19 protein-coding genes and 1 pseudogene are annotated in these 22,384 nt (G+C 74.2%); 8 read left to right on the forward strand and 12 right to left on the reverse strand.

Going from position 1 to position 22,384, the window contains the following annotated elements:
- Positions 1–76: 76 nt before the first annotated feature.
- From ABIE39_RS02200 to ABIE39_RS02210, 3 genes are all read right to left on the reverse strand, one after another.
- Positions 77–679 (reverse strand): DUF308 domain-containing protein, encoded by a 603-nt coding sequence (locus ABIE39_RS02200; RefSeq protein WP_175008759.1) that lies wholly within the window; start codon positions 677–679, stop codon positions 77–79.
- 159 nt (positions 680–838) lie between these two features.
- Positions 839–1,936: a DUF2330 domain-containing protein gene (locus ABIE39_RS02205; protein ID WP_209827989.1), complete on the reverse strand. Its 1,098-nt coding sequence runs from the start codon at positions 1,934–1,936 to the stop codon at positions 839–841.
- 85 nt (positions 1,937–2,021) lie between these two features.
- A complete protein-coding gene (locus tag ABIE39_RS02210; protein ID WP_074804843.1) occupies positions 2,022–2,504 on the reverse strand; it encodes a hypothetical protein in 483 nt (160 codons plus the stop codon).
- A 248-nt stretch (positions 2,505–2,752) separates the two neighbouring features.
- On the opposite strand from ABIE39_RS02210, the gene ABIE39_RS02215 reads away from it, so the two are divergent.
- The 3 genes from ABIE39_RS02215 (at position 2,753) to ABIE39_RS02225 (ending at position 6,318) form a co-directional block, all read left to right on the forward strand.
- Positions 2,753–3,091, forward strand: coding sequence for a metal-sensitive transcriptional regulator (locus ABIE39_RS02215; RefSeq protein ID WP_034654885.1), 339 nt, complete (start codon positions 2,753–2,755; stop codon positions 3,089–3,091).
- A gap of 24 nt (positions 3,092–3,115) precedes the next feature.
- Positions 3,116–3,490 (forward strand): cation transporter, encoded by a 375-nt coding sequence (locus tag ABIE39_RS02220; protein ID WP_175008761.1) that lies wholly within the window; start codon positions 3,116–3,118, stop codon positions 3,488–3,490.
- Positions 3,491–3,693: 203 nt separating this feature from the next.
- A complete protein-coding gene (locus ABIE39_RS02225) occupies positions 3,694–6,318 on the forward strand; it encodes a heavy metal translocating P-type ATPase (RefSeq protein WP_209827988.1) in 2,625 nt (874 codons plus the stop codon).
- 41 nt (positions 6,319–6,359) lie between these two features.
- Here the strand turns inward: ABIE39_RS02225 and ABIE39_RS02230 are convergent, their stop codons facing one another.
- The 4 genes from ABIE39_RS02230 to ABIE39_RS02245 are packed head-to-tail and all read right to left on the reverse strand — an operon-like array spanning position 6,360 to position 9,223.
- Positions 6,360–7,151 (reverse strand): ABC transporter permease, encoded by a 792-nt coding sequence (locus ABIE39_RS02230; protein ID WP_175008763.1) that lies wholly within the window; start codon positions 7,149–7,151, stop codon positions 6,360–6,362.
- Complete coding sequence (locus ABIE39_RS02235; RefSeq protein WP_354050225.1) at positions 7,148–8,158, reverse strand: ABC transporter ATP-binding protein; 1,011 nt, start codon at positions 8,156–8,158, stop codon at positions 7,148–7,150. The genes ABIE39_RS02230 and ABIE39_RS02235 overlap by 4 nt, the downstream gene beginning before the upstream one ends.
- On the reverse strand, positions 8,155–8,460 hold the full coding sequence (locus ABIE39_RS02240; protein ID WP_175008765.1) for a transcriptional regulator: 306 nt from the start codon (positions 8,458–8,460) through the stop codon (positions 8,155–8,157). Before ABIE39_RS02240 ends, ABIE39_RS02235 begins: the two co-directional genes overlap by 4 nt.
- On the reverse strand, positions 8,453–9,223 hold the full coding sequence (locus ABIE39_RS02245) for a hypothetical protein (RefSeq protein WP_354050227.1): 771 nt from the start codon (positions 9,221–9,223) through the stop codon (positions 8,453–8,455). Before ABIE39_RS02245 ends, ABIE39_RS02240 begins: the two co-directional genes overlap by 8 nt.
- 180 nt (positions 9,224–9,403) lie before the next feature.
- Between ABIE39_RS02245 and ABIE39_RS02250 the strand changes: the two genes are divergently transcribed.
- From ABIE39_RS02250 to ABIE39_RS02260, 3 genes are all read left to right on the forward strand, one after another.
- Positions 9,404–10,372 (forward strand): SPFH domain-containing protein, encoded by a 969-nt coding sequence (locus tag ABIE39_RS02250; protein ID WP_021482834.1) that lies wholly within the window; start codon positions 9,404–9,406, stop codon positions 10,370–10,372.
- Positions 10,369–10,776 carry a type II toxin-antitoxin system antitoxin gene (locus ABIE39_RS02255; RefSeq protein ID WP_354050229.1) on the forward strand — a complete coding sequence of 136 codons (408 nt, stop codon included), beginning with the start codon at positions 10,369–10,371 and terminating at the stop codon, positions 10,774–10,776. The genes ABIE39_RS02250 and ABIE39_RS02255 overlap by 4 nt, the downstream gene beginning before the upstream one ends.
- A 181-nt stretch (positions 10,777–10,957) precedes the next feature.
- Entirely contained in the window at positions 10,958–11,818 is an 861-nt protein-coding gene (locus ABIE39_RS02260; RefSeq protein WP_370670905.1) for a CPBP family intramembrane glutamic endopeptidase, read from the forward strand.
- Between the two features lie 129 nt (positions 11,819–11,947).
- Here ABIE39_RS02260 and ABIE39_RS02265 read toward each other — a convergent pair whose 3' ends face one another.
- The 5 genes and pseudogenes from ABIE39_RS02265 to ABIE39_RS02285 form a co-directional block, all read right to left on the reverse strand.
- A complete protein-coding gene (locus ABIE39_RS02265; RefSeq protein ID WP_354050230.1) occupies positions 11,948–13,678 on the reverse strand; it encodes a dipeptide ABC transporter ATP-binding protein in 1,731 nt (576 codons plus the stop codon).
- Positions 13,679–13,967: 289 nt separating this feature from the next.
- A pseudogene (locus tag ABIE39_RS02270) lies at positions 13,968–14,823 on the reverse strand (ABC transporter permease); the annotation flags it as partial.
- A gap of 145 nt (positions 14,824–14,968) precedes the next feature.
- Positions 14,969–16,090 (reverse strand): ABC transporter permease, encoded by a 1,122-nt coding sequence (locus ABIE39_RS02275; protein ID WP_083384927.1) that lies wholly within the window; start codon positions 16,088–16,090, stop codon positions 14,969–14,971.
- A gap of 114 nt (positions 16,091–16,204) precedes the next feature.
- The gene (locus tag ABIE39_RS02280) at positions 16,205–17,851 is read right to left on the reverse strand and encodes an ABC transporter substrate-binding protein (protein WP_175008770.1); all 1,647 of its coding nucleotides are present in this window, start codon (positions 17,849–17,851) and stop codon (positions 16,205–16,207) included.
- Between the two features lie 342 nt (positions 17,852–18,193).
- Positions 18,194–19,132 (reverse strand): DUF308 domain-containing protein, encoded by a 939-nt coding sequence (locus ABIE39_RS02285; protein ID WP_175008771.1) that lies wholly within the window; start codon positions 19,130–19,132, stop codon positions 18,194–18,196.
- Positions 19,133–19,302: 170 nt separating this feature from the next.
- Here ABIE39_RS02285 and ABIE39_RS02290 point away from each other — a divergent pair, with 170 nt between their 5' ends.
- Together ABIE39_RS02290 and ABIE39_RS02295 are read left to right on the forward strand one after the other, a co-directional pair.
- The gene (locus ABIE39_RS02290; protein ID WP_175008772.1) at positions 19,303–22,101 is read left to right on the forward strand and encodes a flippase-like domain-containing protein; all 2,799 of its coding nucleotides are present in this window, start codon (positions 19,303–19,305) and stop codon (positions 22,099–22,101) included.
- Between the two features lie 123 nt (positions 22,102–22,224).
- Positions 22,225–22,384, forward strand: a 160-nt coding sequence (locus ABIE39_RS02295; protein ID WP_354050247.1) for a helix-turn-helix domain-containing protein, incomplete at its 3' end; no start/stop codon positions are given.

Genomic DNA, 22,384 nt, shown 5'->3' on the forward strand with positions numbered 1-22,384 from the left:
CTCCCGCCGAGCACGGGGTTGCTGGCGTTCTGACGCTCAGGACGACAGCAACCCCGTGGTCGGCGCGGCGGTGAGGTCAGTACGTGCCGGGGGTTGCCGCGCGTCCGGCCCGTCGGCCGAGCGAGCGGATCTGGACGCCGAACGCGATGAGCATGACGCCCCAGACGATCGCGAAGAGCGCGAGCAGCCACACGATCGACACCAGGCCGGCGTTGACGTTGAACAGCACGAGCAGGCCGAACACGATGCCGAGCAGGCCGGCGACGACGCCCCAGCCCCACCCGCTGCCGGGGACCTTGCGCAGGTCGAGGCTCGCGACCGTCTGGAACAGGCCGTAGACCACGGCCCAGAACCCGATGATCCAGGTGAGCACGATCGCCGTCTTGCCCGGCCACACGAGCAGCACGACGCCGACCGCGAGGCTCAGGACGCCCATCGTCACGAGCAGCGCGGTGCCGCTCCCCGTGCCGCGGCGTCGGACGCCCTCGACGATCTCGACGATGCCGTCGACGACGGCGAAGATGCCGATCACCCAGATGACGACGGCCGCCGTCTTGTCCGGCCACGCGAGCGCGATGATGCCGAAGAGGATGGCGAGCACGCCGCGGATCACCGGCCAGTACCAGACCTGCTTCGCGGTGCGCGAGAAGGCGGTGAGGATCGGGTCCTGGATCGTCATGGGTCACTCCCCTGCCGCGGTGACGGGTCGGCTCCCGACGGCCTGGGCCCGGGCGCCTCCCGCTTCGCCTCCATGGAACACCCGGCGGTGCCGCGTGTCGCGGCGAACCGCGCGTCTCGCCCGTACCGGGTGACCCGGCAGCAGGCCGGGTCGCGCCGCTCAGGCGCGGGCGGGGTGCGGTGCGAGGGTCGGCGCGGGCGAGCGACGCCGTCGGCCTCTCCAGACGACGAGCGCCGCGAGCGCCAGCACGCCGGCGAACGCGAGGACGGGCCCGGCGAAGAACGGGCCGATCCGCTTCTCGGCGACCACGGCGTACGTCGGGGTGTGGGCGACGTCCGCGGCTGCGGGCGCGAAGGCGAAGTCGGAGACGATCTGGGTCGCCGGCTCGGTGAACACCTGCTCGTGGGCCGTGACGAAGCCGCCGCCCGCGAGGAGCGCGGCGAGCTCCTGCGACGTGACGTCCGCCGGGTCGAGGCGCCCGGCGAACCGCACGGTCGGCTCCTGCGCCTCGGCGGTCGGGTCGACGCGGTCGACGCGGTGGTCGGCCAGGACGTACGTGCGCGTGCTCTGGGTGTCCTCCGCCGCGGCGGACATGCGCATGGGGTAGACGAGCGAGCCGCTCGGGAACGTGACCCGGAGCGGCTGGAGCGTGCCGTCGAACGCGGCGGCCTCCTCGGGCGCGAGCCGGGCGGCGACGAACGACCAGCCCTCCCCGACGTAGGGGGCGAGCGCCGTCCGGATCGTCTCGGGGAGCTGGAACCCGCGCTCGGTGAGCCACGTGTCGAGCGCGCCCGTGTCGGTCGCGCCGAGCGTCGTGACGTCGAGCGGCCCGAGCCGGACCTCGTCGAGCACCGTGACCCCCGCGCCCGCGACGGCGTCGGCCCCGCTCCCGAAGCCGAGCTCGGGCCACCATCGGGTGTCGGAGACGACGGCGCGCGGCCGGGTGAGCTCGTCGAGCTCGCGGAACACCTGCGGGTCGGCGAGCGCGACCTCCGCCGGTGCGGGCGTGGGCAGCAGCAGGCCGACCTCGGGCGCGTTCGACAGCGTGGCGAGCTCGACGAGCATCGTCTCGGTGGTCCCGTCCCACTGGAGGACCGCGGTCTCGTGCGAGACCGACGTGTCGTACGCGGGCCCGTCGACGAACCCGCCGCACGCGCACGCGCCCGCGGGCGGCGCCGCGACCAGCCCGGCGCCCGCGAGCGCGACCGACATCACCGTCACGCGCAGCGCGTGTCGTGCTCCGGCTCCCCTGCCCATGCTTCGGAGGGTAGGGGCGGGGTCACCGCACCGCGCGGCGTGCGCCGAATCGTGATGCCGCCGTGACGGCGTCGTGACCCGGCCGTCAGCCGACGGCGGCGCTCACGCCGAGGTGCACGACGACGCCCAGCACGAGGGCCCAGGCCGCGACGGCCACGACGCCCCACGTGAAGACACGGGCGCGCGGTGCGCCGAACCCGACCATCGCCGCGGCGGTGACGTGGCTCGGCAGGAGCAGCGGCCCGAGGAGGCTGACGCCGGGCACGCCGTAGCGGTCGAAGACCTGCCGCATCCGCTGGCGCTTGGGCGAGCTCTCGACGGTGCGTCCGCGCGTGATCCCGGAGCGGGCCGCGCTGATGAGCCAGACGACCGCGGCGAGCGCGATCGCGTTGCCGACGATCGCGACCGGGATCGCGACGAACGGGTTGACGCCGGCCACGACCCCCAGGACCGCGGCACCCTCGGCCTCGACGTACGGGATCGCGCCTGCGAGCAGGACGCCGACCCAGCGCAGGAACGGGGGAAGGCTCTGCGTGAGCTCCTGGAGCCCGGTGACGATGTCGGTCATGATGCGCCTCTCGTGTGGTGGTGCCTCCAGCCTCGCGGCGTCGGGGCGCCTGCGGCAGTGCGGCCCGTCACCGGTCGGGGTGGAGTCCTCACGCGCCGGGCATGACACGTGTCACGCGCGGGGAGGCGCGGGAGGAGCCTCCCGACGCATACCTCTCCGGGGTATGATGGGGCGTACCCTGACGGGGTATCACCGCCGCACCACCGAGGCGGCGGGCGCGCTACCGCGTCCTGGACGAGGAGGAGAGCATGACCGACACGACCGAGGCGACGGCCGTCGAGCAGGAGCAGGCGGTCCACACCGGTCCGCACGGCTACGCGTCCGACAAGGAGGCGTACCTCAAGCGCATGCGCCGCATCGAGGGCCAGGTGCGCGGCATCGCCCGCATGATCGACGAGGACGTCTACTGCATCGACATCCTCACGCAGGTCTCGGCCGTCACCAAGGCGCTCCAGGCCGTGAGCATCGGCCTCGTCGAGGACCACCTGGGCCACTGCGTCGTGGACGCGGCCCGCCAGTCCGAGACGGAGGGCGCGGCGAAGGTCAAGGAGGCCGCCGACGCCATCGCCCGCCTCGTCCGCAGCTGACCACCCCACCACCCGAGGAGCACCATGAGCACCGTCACGACCCTGGGCGTCACCGGCATGACCTGCGGCAACTGCGTCGCCCACGTCACGAAGGACCTCGAGGCCGTCGCCGGCGTCGAGAACGTGAGCGTCGAGCTCCGCGTCGGCAGCGCCTCCGAGGTCACGGTCTTCTCCGACGACCCGCTCGACGAGGCCGCGCTGCGCGAGGCCGTCGACGAGGCCGGCTACACGGTCGAGTCGGTCGAGGTCCAGCAGGACGCACTCGCCGCCCAGTACGCCGAGCAGGCGGCCGACAAGCAGGAGGCGCACGACTGCGCGTGCGGCTGCGGCACCGAGCCCGCCGCGGACGCCGCCCCCGCCACGAAGACGTACGACCTCCAGGTCCCGCCCCGCGCCTGACCGTCCCGGTCCGCACCTCCCGGTGCCCGACGGCGGGACGCGCCTCGACCGCACGAGGCCGCGACCGTCGTCGGGCACCCCGGGTCCCGGTCGCCACCGCGATCCGACCCCGCGCGCACCAGCAGCGCCGCGCACGCCGCGACGGCCACCACGCCGGACCACCGCGGCGACCTCGCCCCGCACCCCGTCGAGGAGCCCCACCGATGACCGCACAGCCCGCGCCCACGTCGACCGCCGCACCCGGCGGAGCCGCGGAGGCCCGGCCCGTCGCCGAGGTCGACCTCGCGATCGGCGGCATGACGTGCGCGTCGTGCGTCGCGCGCGTCGAGAAGCGGCTCAACCGCGTCGAGGGCGTCACGGCGACGGTCAACCTGCCGCTCGAGACCGCGCACGTCGTCCTCGCGGCCGACGTCACCGACGCCGACCTCGTCGACGCCGTCGAGAAGGCCGGCTACACGGCCCGCGTCACCACCCGCCGCGCAACCGCCACCACCGTCGAGAGCACTCCCCCGGCGGACCAGGGCGAGACGACCGCCGAGGCGGCGGCGCGGCCGGAGGAGGCGGAGGCGGGCCCGAGCACCTCCGGCGACCCCGCCACCGAGCCCGCCCGCGCCCCCGGGGCTGACCGGGCCACCGCCGCACCCGACGACGGCGCCGCCCCGACCGACCGCGGCGTCGTGCTGGCGCAGCGCCTGCGCGTCGCGGCGGTGCTCACCGTGCCGGTCGTCGCGCTGTCGATGGTCCCGGCGCTGCAGTTCACCGGCTGGCAGTGGGTCGTCGCGGCGCTCGCGCTGCCCGTCGTCACCTGGGCCGCGTGGCCGTTCCACACGGCGGCGTTCCGCGCGGCCCGGCACGGCGCGTCGACGATGGACACGCTCGTGTCGCTCGGCGTGGTCGCGGCGACGCTCTGGTCGCTGTGGGCACTGCTGCTGGGCGGCGCGGGCGAGCTCGGGATGCGCATGGAGCCGACGCTCGTCCCGTCGCGCGGCCACGCGGGCGCCACCCCCGAGCTCTACTTCGAGGTCGCGGCGGTCGTCACGACGTTCCTCCTCGCGGGGCGGTACGCCGAGCACCGCTCGAAGCGGCGCGCGGGCGATGCGCTGCGGTCGCTGCTCGAGCTCGGCGCGAAGGACGCGGAGCGCGTGCTGCTCGCCCCCGACGGCACCCCGCGCACCGGGCCCGACGGCGCGCACGTCACCGAGCGCGTGCCCGCCGCCGACCTCGCCGTCGGGGACGTGTTCCTCGTGCGACCGGGCGACAAGGTCGCGACGGACGGTGTCGTGCTCGAGGGGTCGAGCGCCGTCGACACGTCGCTGCTCACGGGCGAGCCGGTGCCGGTCGACGTCGGCCCGGGCGACGCCGTGACCGGCGCGACGGTGAACGCGGCGGGTGCGCTCCTGGTGCGGGCGACGCGCGTCGGCGAGGAGACGACGCTCGCGCAGATCGGCCGGCTCGTCAGCCAGGCGCAGACGGGCAAGGCCCCGGTGCAGCGGCTCGCGGACCGCATCTCCGCGGTGTTCGTGCCCGTCGTGCTCGTGCTCGCGGTCGGCACCCTGGCCGCGTGGCTCCTCGCCGGCGCGGGGACGCAGCTCGCGTTCACCGCCGCGGTCGCGGTCCTCATCATCGCGTGCCCGTGCGCGCTGGGGCTCGCGACGCCCACGGCCCTGCTCGTCGGCACGGGCCGGGGCGCGCAGCTCGGCGTGCTCATCAAGGGACCGGAGATCCTCGAGTCGACGCGCCGCGTCGACACGGTCGTGCTCGACAAGACGGGCACGGTCACCCAGGGCACGATGGCGCTCGAGGCGGTCGTGACGCCGTCGGGCCGCGCACCGCTCGACCGGCTCGTGGCCGACGACCCGGCGGCCGCGGGCGCGCGCGACGCCCTGCGCCACGCGGGCGCGGTGGAGGCCCTCAGCGAGCACCCGATCGCGCGCGCGATCACCGCGGCGGCACGCGACCTGCCCGCGGGCGCCCCGGCGTCGGACGACGGCCCCACGGTCGGGGCCGACGGCGTCGTGGTGGGCTCGCTCCAGGCGTTCGACTTCCGCAGCGCCCCGGGCGGCGGGGTCGAGGCCGTCGTCCGGACCGCACACTCGGGCCTCTCGCTGGGTGCCGACGGCGCGGGGCTCAGCGCGCGCCGGGTGCTCGTCGGGCAGCCGGCGTGGCTCGCGCGCGAGGGCGTGACGCCCGACGCGGCGCTCGACGAGGCGTTCACGACGGCCGAGGCGTCGGGGGCGAGCGCCGTCGTCGTCGCGTGGGACGGCCGGGCGCGCGCGGTGCTCGTGCTGCGCGACCCGGTGAAGCCCACGTCGGCCGAGGCGGTGCGCGAGCTCCGGGAGCTCGGTCTGCGGCCCTACCTGCTCACGGGCGACGGAGAGGGCGCGGCCCTCGAGGCGGCGCGCGCCGTCGGCATCGCGGAGGCGGACGTCGTCGCGCGCGTCCTTCCCGACGAGAAGGTCGACGTCGTCGCCCGGCTCCAGCGCGAGGGGCGCGTCGTCGCGATGGTCGGGGACGGTGTGAACGACGCCGCCGCGCTCGCGACGGCCGACCTCGGGCTCGCGATGGGGACCGGCACCGACGTCGCGATCGAGGCGAGCGACCTCACGCTCGTCCGCGGGGACCTGCGCAGCGCGGCGACCGCGATCCGGCTGTCGCGCCGGACGCTGCGCGTCATCCAGCAGAACCTCTTCTGGGCCTTCGCGTACAACGTCGCGGCGATCCCGCTCGCGGCGGCCGGCCTGCTCAACCCGATGATCGCGGGCGCGGCGATGGCCGCGAGCTCGGTGCTCGTCGTCGGCAACTCCCTCCGCCTCCGCCGAGCGGCCTGAAACCCCGCGCCCACCCGGGAGGGGTAGCCGGGACGGCCAGGTCAGCGGAAGCGGCGGCCCTCGTCGCGGCGGTAGGCGCCGACCGCGAGGACGGCGAACAGGACCGTCCAGCCGAGGAGCACGAACCACGCCGCGCCGTACGCCGGCTCGCCCGTGAGTGCCTGGACCAGCAGGTCGCGGCCCGCGCGGGTCGGGGTGGCCTTCGAGATCGCGTCGAGCCAGTCGGGGAAGAGGAACGGCGGCAGGAACAGGCCGCCCGCGAACGCGAGCGGGAAGAGGATCACCTGCACCACCGGGAGCGCCGCCTTCGCCGACAGCGAGTAGCCGATCGCCATGCCGAGCAGCACGAACGGCACGGACACGAGCAGCACCGTCCCGACGCCCGCGAGGAGTTGCGTCGCGGTGACGCTCGCGTCGGTGAACAGCCAGCCGATGAGGATGAGCGGGACGAGGCCGAACAGCGAGAAGATCCCGCCGTTGAGCACGCGCGCGGCCATGCGCGGCGCAGGTCCCGCGGGCAACGTGCGGACGAACGGGTCGAACGGCAGCTGCCGGTCCTCCGCGACGCCCAGCCCGTACGTGAACAGGCTCGCCGAGCAGATCGCGAACAGACCGAGCGAGGCGACGGCCGTCGTCGCCGCCACCGGGTCCTGCGCCACCGCCTTCTGCGGCACGACGAAGAAGAACATGGCGAGCGCGGGGAACAGCAGGTTGCCGAGCACCGCGACGGGCACGCGCACGGTCTCGAGGAACTGGTACTTGAGGTGCAGCCACGTGAGGCGCAGCGGCCCGGGCAGCGCCGCCGTCCGCGGGGTGGTGGTCGTGGTGGTCATCGGGCCCGTGCCTCCGTCGTCGGGGCCGCGTCGCGCGCGACCATCTGCTCGAACGCCTCCTCGAGGCTCGCGCCCCGGATCTCGAGGTCGTGGAAGTCGACGCCCGAGGTGACGAGCTCGCGCACGAGCGCGTCGGCGTCGGGCGTGTACAGCTCCTGGCGGCCGTCGCCGAGGCGGTCGGCACGCACGACGCCCGGCCGGTCGCGCAGGTCGACGGCCGACCCGACGACGACGCGCCGCAGCAACACGCGCCGCAGGATCGCGTCGAGCGAGTCGTCGGCCTTGACGACGCCCTGGTCGATGACGACGACGCGCTGAGCGAGCGCCTGCACCTCCTCGAGGTAGTGGCTCGTGAGCAGCACCGTCCCGCCGGCCGCGTGGTACGCGCGGATCGCGTCCCACAGCGCCTGCCGCGCGCCGACGTCGAGGCCCGTCGTCGGCTCGTCGAGCAGCACGACGCGCGGGCGGCCCACGAGCGACAGCGCGACGGCGAGGCGGCGCTTCTGCCCGCCGGACATCGCGCCCGTCTGGCGGCCCGCGAGCTCGGTGAGGCCGAACTGCTCGAGCAGCTCCGCCGTCGGGACCGGGTCGGGGTAGTGGCCGCCGACGAAGTCCACGACCTCCCGCACCTTGAGCGTCGCGGGCAGGCCCGTCTCCTGCGGCGTGAGGCCGAGGCCGACGCGGCTGCGCGCGTCGCGCGGGTCGCCCCCGAGCAGCCGCACGGTCCCGGAGTCGGGCCGGCGCTGCCCGCTGACCAGGGACAGCAGGGTCGACTTCCCGGCGCCGTTCGGGCCGAGCAGACCGACGAGCTCGCCGCCCCCGACGGTGAGGGACACGTCGTCGAGCGCGACGACCGTGCCGAAGCGGCGCGTCACGCGGTCGACGGCGACCACGGGCGGGGTGCGGTCCGTGCCCGACGGCGCGGGCTCGGCCCGGGCGGTCCGGACCGGGCCGGTGCGCGGGGCGCTCTCGGTGCGCTCGGTGCGCCTCGTGCGCTCGTCGCTCATGGTCGGGCTCCCTTCAGGAGGGCGTTCAGGGCGGTCGTGTAGTCCTCGAAGGCGCCGCGACCGCGGGCGGTGAGGGACAGGTAGGTGGCGGGCGTGCGGCCCTCGTGCGTCTTGGTGACGGTCACGTAGCCGGCGTCCTCGAGCTTGCGCAGGTGCGTCGAGAGGTTGCCCGCGGTCATGTCGAGGAGCTTCTGGAGCTTGGGGAAGGACAGCTCGTCGCCCGACGGGAGGGTGGCGAGCGTCGCGACCACGCGCAGCCGCGCGGGCGCGTGGATGACGGGGTCGAGCCCGGCCTCAGGCATCGGCCCCTCCCTCCGCCGGCCGGGCGGGCACGGGCCGGGCCGCGCTGCGCCGTCGTCGGGCGCGCACGACCTGCTCGATCCCGGCCATGACGAGGAAGCCGCCGCCGCCCGCGAGCGCCATGACGAGGTAGGTGAGCGGCAGCCCGGCGAAGGTCGCGACGGCCGCGGTGAGGAGGATCCACACGCCGAGCACGAACAGCCCGCGGTCACCGAACGCCGCCGCGCCGCCGAGGTAGAGGAGGCCGACGACGACGCACGCGAACGCGTTGCTCGCGAGCGCCATGACCTCCTCGGACGCCCCGGCGCGGGCCAGCCCGCCGAGCACGAGGCCGAAGCACACGAACCCGAGCATCCACGACCACCCGTACATCGCTCCGGTGCGGGCGCTCACGCCGCGCGTCCCGGCGGTGCGCGTGACGCTGTGGACGATCGTGAACGCGACGGCGGCCGCGATGAGGCTGAAGAAGACCCAGAAGGCCCACGGCTCGGGCTGGGCGCCCATGACCTGGCCGGCGCCGCTGGTGACGCGGACCGTTGCGGTCCCGTCCGCGACCCGGACCGCGCTCGCCCAGAGGCACAGGTAGCCGACGAGCCACGCGACGCCCCACGCGAGGAACAGCAGCCGCGGGTCGGGCTCGGTCGCCCGGCGCGCGCGGTCCTGCTGCTCGCGGATGAGGCGGAGCGTCTCGGCGGCGCCGAGGGTCGGCTCGTCCGGGTCGCCGACGGCTCCGTCGTGGACGGCGTCGCCGTGGTCGGTCGTCATGGTGGCCTCTCGGTCGTTCGGGTCGTTCCGGAAACTACTTTGTGCTGCAAACCTGTTTGTAGGTTCCCACGCGCGGGCCGCGCCGCGCAAGCCCCGCGGGACGGATGGCGGCCTCCCTCGAAAATGTGATATCACTTTGCTATACACGACGCGGCCCCGCCGCAGGAGAGGACGACCACCGTGACCGAGAGCGCAGCACCCCCGCAGGAGTCCGTCGGCGGCGAACCGACCGGCCGCCCCGTCGGCCACGACGGCACGCGCGTCGACGTCACCGAGCGGCCCGCCTGGTCGCTCGGCGCGGGCGGCGCGGCCGCCGTCATCGCGCTGAGCATCGTCCTGCTCCTCGGCGGCACGGGGCTCGTCGTCGCCGCCGCCGCGGAGGCCGGCAACCCCGCCGTGCTCATCACGCTCGGCGTCCTGGCGTTCCTCGCGGGCGTGCTCGTCCCGACCGGCGTCGCCGTCATCAACCCCGGCGAGACGGTCGTCGTCCAGTTCTTCGGCCGCTACCTCGGCACCGTCCGCACCACGGGCCTCGTCGCGACCGTGCCGCTCAGCACCCGCCGCCGCGTGTCCGTGCGCGTCCGGAACTTCGAGACGAGCGAGCTCAAGGTCAACGACGCCGACGGCAACCCGATCAACATCGCCGCGATCGTCGTCTGGCAGGTCGCCGACACCGCCAAGGCGTCGTTCGCGGTCGAGGACTACGACGACTTCGTCGTGGTCCAGGCCGAGTCCGCGCTGCGCCACGTCGCGATGTCCCACCCCTACGACGACGCCGAGGCCGGCGAGGAGTCGCTGCGCGGCGCGACGGAGGTCGTCTCGGCCGAGATCGCGGCGGAGGTCGCGGAGCGCGTCGTCGTGGCGGGCGTCGAGGTCATCGAGGCCCGTATCTCCAACCTCGCCTACGCGCCCGAGATCGCCCAGGCGATGCTCCAGCGCCAGCAGGCCGGGGCGATCATCGCGGCGCGCTCGCGCATCGTCGAGGGCGCGGTGTCCATGGTCGAGGACGCCCTGTCCCGCCTCGAGGCCGAGGACATCGTCACGCTCGACGACGAGCGCCGCGCGACCATGGTCTCCAACCTCCTCGTGGTGCTCTGCGGCGACAGCCGCGTGACGCCCGTCGTCAACACGGGGTCCCTGTACCAGTGACGCACGTCGGGCCCACGCCGCCCGAGAAGCGCGACGCGCCCGACGACGGCGACCAGCCGTGGTCGGGCCGCGGCGTGCCCGCGGGCGGGCAGCAGGCCACGCCGGAGGGCGACGCGTCCTCGCCGGGCGAGCAGGCGTCGTCGGGCACGGGCACAGCCCCCGGCGCGGGCGCAGACACGGGCACGGGCGCGGGCGCGGGCCGAGCGCAGCGGCCGCAGCGCAAGTCGGTCCTCCTGCGCCTCGACCCCGCCGTGCACGACGCCCTCGCCCGCTGGGCCGGCGACGACCTCCGCAGCGTCAACGCGCAGATCGAGATGCTCCTGCGCCGAGCGCTCGACGACGCCGGCCGCCTCCCCCGCGACGTCCGCCCGCCCCGCCGCCCGGGCCGCCCACCCCGCCCCTGACCCGCTGCCCCCTCTCCTCTCCCCCTCTCCTCTCCCCCTCTCCTCTCCCCCTCTCCTCTCCCCCTCTCCTCTCCCCCTCTCCTCTCCCCCCTCCCCTCCCCCGTCGTCGGCGGACAGGTTTCGTCCAGGAGGCACCGAGGTGGCTTCCGAGGAGCGGTGCTATAACCGGACGGTGCCCGACCTGACCGCTCCCGGCTCCCCCGCCGCGCCCGTGCCCGGCCCGACGGCCGCCGTCGTCCCCGGGACCGCCGACGGCGCTCCCGCGCGCCCGGACCGTGCCACGCGCCGTCGCATCGGCGCGGAGATCTGGATCGTGCTCGGGCTCAGCCTCGGCAAGTCCGCGGTCTACGCGGTCATCAACATCGTCGCGCGGCTCACCGCCGGGACCCCGCTCGGCGAGCAGTCCGCGAGCCTCAACGTGAGCCGGTCGGCCCGGCCGTACCTCGACCTCACCTACCAGCTCGTCGGGATCTTCTTCGCCGTGCTGCCCGTCGCGCTCGCGCTCTACCTGCTGAGCGCGCGCGGCCGGTCGGCCGTCCGCGCCATCGGGCTCGACGGCGCCCGGCCCCTGCGCGACGTCGGCTGGGGCTTCGCCCTCGCTGCGGCCATCGGCATCCCCGGCCTCGGGTTCTACGCGCTCGGCCGCGTCCTCGGCATCACGGTCGAGGTGCAGGCGTCGGCGCTCAACGCCGCGTGGTGGACGGTGCCCGTGCTCATCCTCGCCGCGCTGCAGAACGGTCTGCTCGAGGAGGTCATCGCGGTCGGGTACCTGTTCGAGCGCACGCGCGACCTCGGCTGGGGGCGCGTGAAGTTCGTCGTGTGGAGCTCGCTCCTGCGCGGGTCGTACCACCTGTACCAGGGCTTCGGGCCGTTCCTCGGGAACGTCGTCATGGGCGTCGTGTTCTCGTGGTTCTACACGTCCCGCTGGGGACGGCACCGCGTCATGCCGCTCGTGATCGCGCACACCCTGCTCGACGTCGTCGCGTTCGTCGGGTACGCGCTCCTCCCCCTGGAGTGGAAGCAGTCCCTCGGCCTCGCCTGACGCCCGCCGAGGGAGAGCCGCGGTCGTCCGGAGCAGAGCCCCGGCCTGTCCCGCACCACCACGGCTCTACCTCAGGGGACCAGGGCTCTACCTCGGCGGACCAGAGCTCTCCCTCGGCGGGCCGGAGGGTCAAGCCCCGCGGAGGGCGCGGAGCTGCTCGCGGCGCTCCGCCTGGAGCACCGGGTCGGGGACGGGCAGGGACGCGAGGAGTCGCTGCGTGTACTCCTCGCGCGGGCTGCCCAGCACCTCGGCGCCCGTGCCCTCCTCGACCAGCCGCCCGCGGTAGAGCACCGCGATGCGGTCGGACAGCAGGTCCACGACGGCGAGGTCGTGCGACACGAACAGGCTCGCGAAGCCGAGCTCGCGCTGGAGCTCGGCGAACAGCTCGAGCACGCGCGCCTGCACGGAGACGTCGAGGGCCGACGTCGGCTCGTCGGCCACGAGCAGCTCCGGGTCGAGCGCGAGCGCCCGGGCGAGCGACGCGCGCTGGCGCTGCCCGCCGGAGAGCTCGTGCGGGAACCGGTCGCCGTACGACCGCGGGAGCTGCACGGCCTCCAGGAGCTCGTCGACGCGCCCGCGCGCCGCCTGGGGCGACTCCGCGCGCCCGTGCACGACGAGCGGCTCCGCGACGCAGTCCGCGATCGTGAGCAGCGGGTTGAAGCTCGTCGCGGGGTCCTGGAAGACGAACCCGATGCGCGGCCGCACGGGACGCAGCTCGCGCTCCTTCACGCCGTTCATCTCGACGCCGAGCACGCGCAGCGACCCGTCCGTCACCCGGGTGAGGCCGGCGACGGCGCGCGCGAACGTCGTCTTGCCGGAGCCCGACTCGCCCACGAGACCGAGCACCTCGCCCGGCCGGATGGTGAGCGAGACGTCGTCGACCGCGGTGAAGCCGGGACGGCGCAGGCGGCCCGGGTAGGTGACGGTCAGCCCCTGCGCCGCGACCACGGGCTCCGCGTCCGCCCACCCGGCGTCGCGGGCCGACGCGCGGGCCTCGGCCCGCGCGGTCCCCTCGCCGACGCGCGGCACGGAGTCGAGCAGCGCGCGCGTGTACGCGGCCTGCGGGGCGGCGAAGAGCTCGCGCGCGGGCGCCTGCTCGACGACCTTCCCCTGGTACATGACCGCGACCCGGTCCGCGAGGTCCGCGACGACGCCCATGTTGTGCGTGATGAGCACGATGGCGGTGCCGAACTCGTCGCGGCACCGGCGCAGGAGGTCGAGGATCTCGGCCTGGACGGTGACGTCGAGCGCGGTCGTGGGCTCGTCCGCGACGATGAGCCCCGGGTCGAGCACGAGGGCCATGGCGATGACGATGCGCTGCTTCTGCCCGCCGGAGAACTGGTGCGGGTAGTGGTCGACGCGTGTCTCCGGGTCGGGGATGCCGACGCGCCGCAGCACCTCGACCGCGCGCCGGCGCGCCTCGCGGCGCGACACCTTGGCGTGCGCGCGGATCCCCTCGACGATCTGCCAGCCCACCGTGTACACCGGGTTGAGCGCGGCGGACGGCTCCTGGAAGACCATCGCGACGTCGGTCCCGCGGACCTGGCGCAGCCGCTCCCCGCCGAGCGTGACGACGTCGTGGTCGGCCGTCCCGGCCTTGTTCGTCAGCACGACGGCGCCGCGCGCCGTCGCGGTCGACGGCAGCAGGCCGAGGATCGTCTTCGCGGTCACCGTCTTGCCGGACCCGGACTCGCCGACGACGGCGAGCACCTCTCCGGGCGCGACCTCCAGGTCGACGCCGTCGACGGCGCGCACGGCCCCGGCGTCGGTCGCGAACGACACCGCGAGGTCGCGGATCGTCACGACGGGACGCGCGGTGTCGCCGTCCGGGCGGCGGGTCGTCTCGGTCACGGCGCTCATCGCCGGTCCTCCGTCTCGTCGTGGGGTGCGTCCGCCGGGCGGCTCGCGGGGCCCGTCGCCGGGCCCGTCGCCGGTCCTGTCGCGGGGCCTGTCGCAGGGCCGCCGTCGTCCGGCGCGGCGCCGAGCCGCCCGTCGAGCCGCCCGTCGATCCCGACGGCGTCGGGGTCGCGCTGCCCCGGGACGGCGGCGAGCTCGTCGGAGCGCGAGCCCGCGCCCTCGATCGCGTCGAGGCCGCCGGGGCCGGCGGTGAGCGTTCCGCCCGGCACGACCGACGTCTCCGCGACGTCGCCCGACACCTCGGCCGACGCGCGGCGCGAGCGCAGGCGCGGGTCGGCGAGGTCGTTGAGGCTCTCGCCGACGAGCGTGATGCCGAGCACCACGAGCACGATCGCCAGGCCCGGGAAGAGCGCGGTCCACCAGATGCCGCTCGTCACGTCGGACACGGCCTTGTTGAGGTCGTAGCCCCACTCGGCGGCCGCCGTCGGCTCGATGCCGAACCCGAGGAACCCGAGCCCCGCGAGCGTGAGGATCGCCTCGGACGCGTTGAGCGTGACGATGAGCGGCAGCGTGCGGGTCGAGTTCCGCAGGACGTGGCGGACCATGATCCGCCGGTGCGGCGTGCCGAGCACGCGCGCCGAGTCGACGAACGCCTCGCCCTTGATCCGCACGACCTCCGCGCGCGTGACGCGGAAGTACTGCGGCACGAACACCACGGTGATCGAGAAGGCCGCGGCGAGGATGCCGCCCCACATGCTCGACTGGCCACCGGAGATGACGATCGCCATGAGGATCGCGAGGAGCAGGGACGGGAACGCGTAGATCGCGTCGCAGACCACGACGAGCAGGCGGTCGGCCCAGCCGCCGAAGTACCCGGACACGAGCCCGAGCAGCACCCCGACGACGATCGACGCGAGGATCGCCACGACGATGACGAGGAGCGCCGTCTGGGCTCCCCAGATGACGCGCGACAGGACGTCGTAGCCGCCGACGGTCGTGCCGAGCAGGTGCTCGGCCGACGGCGGCTGCTGCGCGCCGAACGGCCCGTCCGCGGTGCGGAGCTGGCTGTACCCGTAGGGGGCGAGCACGGGCGCGAGGGCGGCGGTGAGCAGGAAGAGGCCCGTGATGACGAGGCCCGTGACGAGCATGCCGCGCTGCAGCCCGACGCTCTGCCGGAGCTGGTGCACGACGGGCAGGCGCTTCCACCACGCGACGCGCCCGCGCTCGGGGACGACGGCGGGGACGGGGCCCCCGGTGCCCGGACCGGCCGGGACGACGGTCTCCGCGACCATGTCAGTACCTCACCCTCGGGTCGATGAGCGCCGCGATGATGTCGACGAGGAAGTTCGTGACCGCGACGATCACGGCCATGAGCACGACGATCCCCTGCACGGCGACGAAGTCGCGCGCCTGGAGGTACTCGGCGAGCTGGAAGCCGAGCCCCTTCCACTCGAACGTCGTCTCGGTGAGCACGGCGCCCGCGAGGAGCATCGCGACCTGGAGACCGATGACGGTGATGATGGGGATGAGCGCGGGGCGCCACGCGTGCGCGCGCACGAGCCGGGACTCGCGCACGCCGCGCGACCTCGCCGCGACGACGTAGTCGGTCGAGAGCGTCCCGATGACGTTGGTGCGCACGAGCCGCAGGAACACGCCCGCGGTGAGCAGACCGAGCGCGAGCGCCGGGAGGACGGCGTGCTGGAGGACGTCGCCGACGATCGCGGGGTCGCCCGTCCGGATCGCGTCGACGAGGTAGAACCCCGACGGGTCGTCGAGGAACTGCAGCTCGATCTCCGCGTCGGTGGACGCGCGCCCGGAGACGGGCAGCCAGCCGAGCCACACCGAGAAGACGAGCTTGAGCATGAGGCCGGCGAAGAAGACGGGCGTCGCGTAGGCGAGGATCGCGGAGACGCGCAGGATCGCGTCGGGCACGCGGTCGCGCAGGTAGCCCGCGAGCATGCCCAGCGGGATCCCGACGACGAACGCGACGAGCAGGGCGTAGGCCGCGAGCTCGAGCGTCGCGGTGCCGTACGTCGCGAGCACCTCCGTGACGGGGCGGTTGTCGCTGATCGTCGTGCCGAAGTCACCGCGCACGATGCCGCCGAGGTACTCGAGGTACTGCACGACCACCGGGCGGTCGTACCCGGCCTCGTGGATGCGCTCGGCGAGCTGGTCCGGCGTGAGCCGGCCGCCGAGCGCCGCGGTGATCGGGTCGCCCGTGGCCCGCATGACCACGAAGACCGTGGTCACGAGGATGAAGACCGTCGGGATGATGAGCAGCGCGCGGACCAGGATGTAGCTCCCGAGCCCGCCGCCGCGACGGCGGGTCGTGCGCGGGGTGCGCACCCGCCCCGTGCCGCCGGGGTCGCGGGGCGCGTCCTCGCCGACGGGCACGTCGGTGGTGGTGGTCGTCATGTCGTCTCTTCCTCAGGTGCCCGGGCGTCGGCGTGGTCGCCGGTCCGGACGTGCGGTGCCCGGCCCTCCCCGCGGGTCGCGCGGGGAGGGCCGGGCGGCTGGGGCAGCTGCCGGTCAGCCCTTGGACAGCGCCGCGTAGCGGAACTTGAAGGACGGGTCCAGCGTGTCCTCGGCCCCCTCCACGTCCGTCCCGACGACCGCGACCTGCGCACCCTGGAGGTACGGGAGGGTCGACAGGTCCGCCGCGACCTTGCTCTGGATCTCCTCGATGAGCGCGGTGCGCTCGTCGGCGTCGGGCGTCGCCGCCTGCTGGAGGATGAGGTCGTTGACCTCCTGGTTGGCGTAGTGGTTCACCAGGAAGTTCTCCGTGAGGAAGAACGGCGTGAGGTAGTTGTCCGCGTCGGAGTAGTCCGGGAACCAGCCGAGCTGGTACGCCGGGTAGACGTCGGACGTGCGCTCCTTGGCGTACGTGACCCACTCGGTGGTCTGCAGGTTGACCGTGAAGAGGCCGTCCTTCTCGAGCTGGTCCTTGATGAGCGCGTACTCGTCCGCAGACGACGGGCCGTAGTGGTCGTTCGAGTACTGCAGGTTGAGCGTCACGGGCGTCTCGACGCCCGCGTCGGTCAAGAGCTGCTGCGCCTTCGCGGCGTCGGGCTTGCCCGCGCCGTCGCCGTACATCTCCTTGAGCGGCTCGACGGCGCCGGTCAGGCCCGCGGGGACGTAGGAGTACAGCGGGGTGTAGGTGCCCTTGTAGACCTGGTCCGAGAGCTCGTCGCGGTCGATGAGCGACGCGGCGGCCTGACGCACGGCGAGCGCCTTGGCCGGGTCGGCCTCCGGCGTCTTGGCGCCGAACGGCTGGGTGTCGAAGTTGAACGTGATGTAGCGGATCTCGCCACCGGGGCCGTCCACGACCTTGACGTCGTCGTTCCCGCGCAGGTCCTCGATGTCCGTCGCGGACAGGCTGCGCCACGCGACGTCGATCTTGCCCTGCTGGATCTCGAGCTTCATGTTCGACGCCTCGGCGAAGTACTTCACCGCGACCTTGTCGGTCTTCGCCGGGCCGAGCAGGCCCTCGTAGCCGTCGTACGCCTCGTAGGAGACGAGCTCGTTGAACTTGTAGCCCGTGATCGTGTACTGCCCGGCGAACGCGTTGCCGTCGACGATGTCCTGGTCCGAGGTGAGCGCGTCGGCCGCGAAGACGTCCTCGTCGACGATCGGGCCCGCCGGGCTGGACAGGATCTGCGGGAAGAGCTGGTCGTTCTCGCTCTTGAGGTGGAAGACGACGGTCGTGTCGTCGGGCGCCTCGACGCTGTCGAGGTTGTAGAGCAGCGACGCCGGGCCGTTCTCGTCGTTGATCGCGACCTGGCGGTCGAACGAGAACTTCACGTCGGACGACGTGAGGTCGTTGCCGTTCGCCCACTTGAGGCCGGGCTTGAGCGTGACGGTGTACTCCGTCGGCGAGGTGAACTCGGCCGACTCCGCGATGTCGGGCTCGACGTCGGGGCTGCCGTACGGGGTGTTCATGAGGAACGGGAAGACCTGGTTCATCACGGCGAACGAGCCGTTGTCGTACGAGCCGGCCGGGTCGAGCACCGTGACCTTGTCGGTGGTGCCGATGACGAGCGAGCCGCTCGCCGAGCCGCCGCCGTCCCCGTCGCCCTCGCCGTCGCTCGATCCCCCGCCGCACGCGGTCAGGGTCAGCGTCACCGCCGTGATGCCGGCGGCCGCGGCGAGGAGCCGCTTCCTGGACACCGCTGTCATGTGTCTACCTCTTTCTCGGGTTTCTCGGGGTGCGAGACACCGGTGGCGCGACCTTGCACGCACCAGGACCCCGACCTGTCGGCGGAGTGCCGTGATTTCTAGCACAGTGCTGTGTCGTGCAGGTGTCAGGATCGACAGAAACCCGGACAGAACGCCAGCGTTGTTACCCGGTCGTAACCCTGAGCTCCGGGCAACGGTCGTGACGTGAGACACACTCACGGCACCCGCGCGCCGGGTGTAGAGTCCGCCCCTCCTCGGGACGCCCGACCCTGGCGGACGGCGCGCCCGGCGGTCACCGGACGAGCGGCCGACCGCTCCCGGCCGGCGGCGCCGACCCGCCTCTCAGGCGCGCTCGCGGCCGTCCGGCCCGCCCGCGCCGGGACCACTCGACGTCGGGCCGTCCGACGGGTCGGCGCCGAGCTCGTCCGCGACGGGACCGGGCGTCGTCGGGCCGTCCGCGGCGGGCTCGACCGGAGCGAGGCCGCTCGTCGCGGACGGATCGGAGGCGGGAGCCGCCGGATCGGTGGTCGTGGGCCCGGCAGGCGCCCCGCCCACGGCCGACGGCGGGGCCACGCCCGGGTGCACCGCGGCGGCGCCCAGCACGGACCCGCCCGTCACGACGACGCCGGCCGCGACCGCCTGCGCGCGCAGGTCGGCGAGCTCCCGCGCGACCGCCCGGACCGCGAAGCCGGAGACCACGTGGATCGCCCCGGACACGAACGCGTACAGGGCGAACACCACGGTGACGAGGCGCAGCACGTCGAACGCGTCGAGCGGGCGCGTGACGAGCAGGATCCCGAAGAGCACCGACACGATCCCGACGGCGAGCATCCACGCCCAGCCGAGGTCGCGGTTGCGCACGAGCGCCGCCGCCCCCGCGATCGTCGTGATGCCGAGGACGAGCACCCAGACGGCGAGGACGTAGTACAGCGCCGTGGCGCCGAGGTCCGGCCACAGCGCCACCACGACGCCGAAGACGACGTTGACCCCGGCCTGCGCGAGCCACCACGCCGACCCGACCTGCTTGCGGTGCACGAACCCCTGGACGGCGACCAGCACGCCGTCGGCCACGAGGAACGCCCCCAGGACGACCCGGAGCGTCCCCAGCCGCTCGAGCGGCTCGATCATGAGGAGGAGGCCCAGGACGACGAGGAGCGTGCCCCGCACGACGGGGAGCCACCACACCCGGCGGAAGGGGTTGCGCTCCTGCCCGCTCTCGTCCGGCGTCGCGGGTGCCGCCCCTCCGGCCTCGTCGCGCTGCGTCGTCGTGCCACGTGCCATGCCGACCTCCCCAGGGGTGCTCGCACCCCCATGCTAGGGAGGCCTTCCTCACACCCGCCCGTCGAACGACCCCCCGCGGGCGCCCGACAACCGGTCGAACCGGGCGAATCACCCGGAGGAATCGGCCAAATACCGCGCCTGTCGGGACCCCCGGACCTAGACTCGCAGGCATGTCCTCCCCCGCGCCCGAGCCGACGCCGGGCGACACGTCCCACGTGGGCGCGGTCGTCGAGGTCGGGTCGCTCGCCGCGTCGGGACGCCGCGACGCACGGCCGCAGACCGGCGCGCTCGAGGCGCTGCTCGCCCCGCGCGGCCGCGACGACGACGGCACGGTCCGGGTCGTCGACACCGCCGAGCAGCGGGTCCGGCACCCGATCGACCTCGTCAACCTCGTGCTGTGCGCGATCGGCGTCGCCGTGGTGCTCCTCATGTCCGTGTACGCGCACGGCACGACGGCCGGCGTGGCCGAGGACGTCCGCAACTTCTCCGACCTGCTCGCGCGGATCCTGTTCGTGCCGGTCGCGGTGCTCGAGGGCCTCATCACCCTGTTCGTCCCGATCGCGGTCCTCACCGAGCTCGGCGTGCGCCGGCTCGGTCGCCAGGTCGTCGAGTCGATCGTCGCCGCGGGCCTCGGCCTGCTGCTCGGGGTGCTCGTCGTGCTGGCCCTGGGCGCCTGGGGCTCCGACGAGCTGGTGCGCGGTCTCTCCGTCTACTCCCAGGGCGCGTGGCGCCTGACCGTCCCGGGCTACGTCGCGGCGATCGGCGGGCTGCTCACCGCCGCAGGGACCCGCACCCGGCGGCGCACCGTCAAGTGGTCGTGGAACCTGCTGTTCGTCGGCATCGGCGTCGTGCTCATCACCGGCCAGGTCTCGCTGCCGGGCATCCTCATCACGCTGCTGCTCGGACGCCTCGCCGGGCTGGCCGTGCGCTACGTCTCCGGCGTCCGCAGCGAGCGCGCCTACGGGCCCGACCTCGTGGCCGGGGTCCGCCGCGCGGGGTTCTCCCCCGTGGCGCTCGTCCGCGTGCGCGACGTCACCGACGACGACGAGCGCGCCGAGGCGGCGGACGACCCCATCACGGAGGTTGATGCCGAGGGCCGGATCACCAACGAGGTGCACGTCGGCGTGCTGCGCGCACCCGGTGCCACCGACGACACCGGGACGGTCCTCACCGCCGACGCGACCCTCGCGGCGCACCACCTCGGGGCCGCGCACCCCGACGAGGGCGCCGCCCCGGAGGGCACGGACACCGCCCCCGAGCCGCAGGACGCCCCGTCCGACCCGGCCGCGATCGCGCTGACGCGCGCGGGAGACAACCGCGTCTACGCGATGCTCGCGGAGGACGACGTGCGCCGCGACGTCGTCGTGCTCGACGGCGACCGCCAGGTCGTCGGCTTCCTCACCCGCTTCTGGCGGTCGCTGCGCCTGCGCGGCAGCGAGGGTCGCGCCGCGATCTCGCTGCGCGCCGCCGCGGAGCGCACGGCCCTCCTGTCCTACGCGGCCCGGGCGGCGGGCGTCCGCACGCCGCGGCTCCTGGGCGTCGCCGAGTCCGCCGACTCGATGGTGCTGGTCCAGGAGCACGCGACGGGCGCCGTGTCGCTGCGCGACCTGCCCGTCGAGGACGTCACCGGCTCGGTCCTCAACGAGGCGTGGCGCCAGCTCCGCCTCGCCCACTCCGCCGGGATCGCGCACCGCGCCCTGACCTCCGACGTCGTGCTCGTCTCGCACGAGCCGGCGACGGGCGCCCCCGAGGTGTGGCTCACCGGGTGGGAGCAGGGCGACATCGCGTCGTCCGAGCTCGCGCGCCGCATGGACCTCGCCCAGATGGTCGCGCTGCTCGCACTCCGCGTCGGGGCGCAGCGCGCCGTCGAGTCCGCGGTGAGCGTGCTGCCCGACGACGACATCGCCGCCATCGGCCCGCTGCTCCAGTCGGTCGCCCTGCCGCCGAGCACGCGCGAGGAGATCCGGCAGGACAAGGAGCTCCTCAAGGAGCTCCGCGCCGCCCTCGTGGAGCGGCTGCCGGAGGCCGACGTCGAGCCGCAGCGCATCACCCGCTTCGGCGGCCGCACCATCCTCACGCTCGTCCTCGTCATCGCGGCCGTCACGGCGCTGGTGACGTCCTTCAACTTCGACCAGATCGCCACAGCCGTCACCGAGGCGAACCCCTGGTTCGCCGTCCTGTCCTTCGCGCTCGGCATCCTCACGTGGGTCGGCGCGGCCCTCACCCTCGCCGCGTTCTCCCCCAAGCGGCTGTCGATGTGGCGCGTCACGCTCACGCAGGCGGCCGGGTCGTACATCGCGCTCGCCGCGCCCGCCGGCATCGGCCCGGCGGCGCTCAACCTGCGGCTGCTCACGAAGCGCGGCATCTCGACGCCCATGGCGGTCGCCACCGTCGCGCTCGTCCAAGTGTCGCAGTTCGTCGTGACGATCCTCATCCTCGTGGTCCTGTCCGTCTTCACCGGCGAGGGCGGCCTCGTCCAGCTCCCCTCGACGACGGTGCTGCTCGCCATCGGTGGCGTCGCCCTCGCGGTGCTCGCGACGCTGCTCGTGCCCGCGGTGCGGACCTGGGCGCTCGCCAAGATCCGGCCGACCGTCCAGCAGGTGTGGCCGCGGCTCTCGGAGATGCTGGGCCAGCCCGGCCGCCTCGCGCTCGGGTTCGCGGGCAACATCGTCATGACGCTCGGCTACGTCCTCGCCTTCGACGCCGCGCTCGCGGCGTTCGGGCAGGAGCTCGACCTCGTCGACGTCGCCGTGATCTACCTGGTCGGCAACGCGGCCGGCGCCGCCGTCCCGACGCCGGGCGGCCTCGGCGCGATCGAGCTCGCCCTCATCGCCGGCCTCACCGCGGCCCAGGTGCCGCCCGCCATCGCGACGTCGGTCGCGATGCTGTTCCGCGTCGCGACGTACTGGGCGCGCATCCCCATCGGCTGGTTCGCCATGCGGTTCTTGCAGAAGAAGGGCGACCTCTAGCTGTACTGACCGGAGACGTTGGTCGAATGAGTGCGATGCGTTGATCTGATCTGGTAGCGCACGAGGGCCTCCCGCGGTGGAGTGGAACTGCCTAGGTATCCGCTCTGCTCACAGGAGGCCCTCGTGTCCCACGCTAATGCTGCTCTGACGCCGCGCGCCCGGCTCACGGTCGCCCGGCTGGTGATCGGCCAGCACGTCCCGATCGCGGAGGTCGCGGCCCGGTTCCAGTGCTCGTGGCCCACGGTCAAACGGTGGGCCGACCGGTACGCGACCGGGGAGTCCA

This window comes from Cellulosimicrobium sp. 4261, assembly GCF_040546915.1.
In the GTDB taxonomy this organism is placed as follows: Bacteria; Actinomycetota; Actinomycetes; order Actinomycetales; family Cellulomonadaceae; genus Cellulosimicrobium; species Cellulosimicrobium cinnabarinum.

Excerpts from the sequence above, each read along its gene's own strand:
- ABIE39_RS02200 (WP_175008759.1), bottom strand. The coding sequence starts at position 679 with ATGACGATCCAGGACCCGATCCTCACCGCCTTCTCGCGCACCGCGAAG.
- ABIE39_RS02205 (WP_209827989.1), bottom strand. The coding sequence starts at position 1,936 with ATGGGCAGGGGAGCCGGAGCACGACACGCGCTGCGCGTGACGGTGATG.
- ABIE39_RS02210 (WP_074804843.1), bottom strand. The coding sequence starts at position 2,504 with ATGACCGACATCGTCACCGGGCTCCAGGAGCTCACGCAGAGCCTTCCC.
- ABIE39_RS02215 (WP_034654885.1), top strand. The coding sequence starts at position 2,753 with ATGACCGACACGACCGAGGCGACGGCCGTCGAGCAGGAGCAGGCGGTC.
- ABIE39_RS02220 (WP_175008761.1), top strand. The coding sequence starts at position 3,116 with ATGAGCACCGTCACGACCCTGGGCGTCACCGGCATGACCTGCGGCAAC.
- ABIE39_RS02225 (WP_209827988.1), top strand. The coding sequence starts at position 3,694 with ATGACCGCACAGCCCGCGCCCACGTCGACCGCCGCACCCGGCGGAGCC.
- ABIE39_RS02230 (WP_175008763.1), bottom strand. The coding sequence starts at position 7,151 with ATGACCACCACGACCACCACCCCGCGGACGGCGGCGCTGCCCGGGCCG.
- ABIE39_RS02235 (WP_354050225.1), bottom strand. The coding sequence starts at position 8,158 with ATGAGCGACGAGCGCACGAGGCGCACCGAGCGCACCGAGAGCGCCCCG.
- ABIE39_RS02240 (WP_175008765.1), bottom strand. The coding sequence starts at position 8,460 with ATGCCTGAGGCCGGGCTCGACCCCGTCATCCACGCGCCCGCGCGGCTG.
- ABIE39_RS02245 (WP_354050227.1), bottom strand. The coding sequence starts at position 9,223 with ATGACGACCGACCACGGCGACGCCGTCCACGACGGAGCCGTCGGCGAC.
- ABIE39_RS02265 (WP_354050230.1), bottom strand. The coding sequence starts at position 13,678 with ATGAGCGCCGTGACCGAGACGACCCGCCGCCCGGACGGCGACACCGCG.
- ABIE39_RS02275 (WP_083384927.1), bottom strand. The coding sequence starts at position 16,090 with ATGACGACCACCACCACCGACGTGCCCGTCGGCGAGGACGCGCCCCGC.
- ABIE39_RS02280 (WP_175008770.1), bottom strand. The coding sequence starts at position 17,851 with ATGACAGCGGTGTCCAGGAAGCGGCTCCTCGCCGCGGCCGCCGGCATC.
- ABIE39_RS02285 (WP_175008771.1), bottom strand. The coding sequence starts at position 19,132 with ATGGCACGTGGCACGACGACGCAGCGCGACGAGGCCGGAGGGGCGGCA.
- ABIE39_RS02290 (WP_175008772.1), top strand. The coding sequence starts at position 19,303 with ATGTCCTCCCCCGCGCCCGAGCCGACGCCGGGCGACACGTCCCACGTG.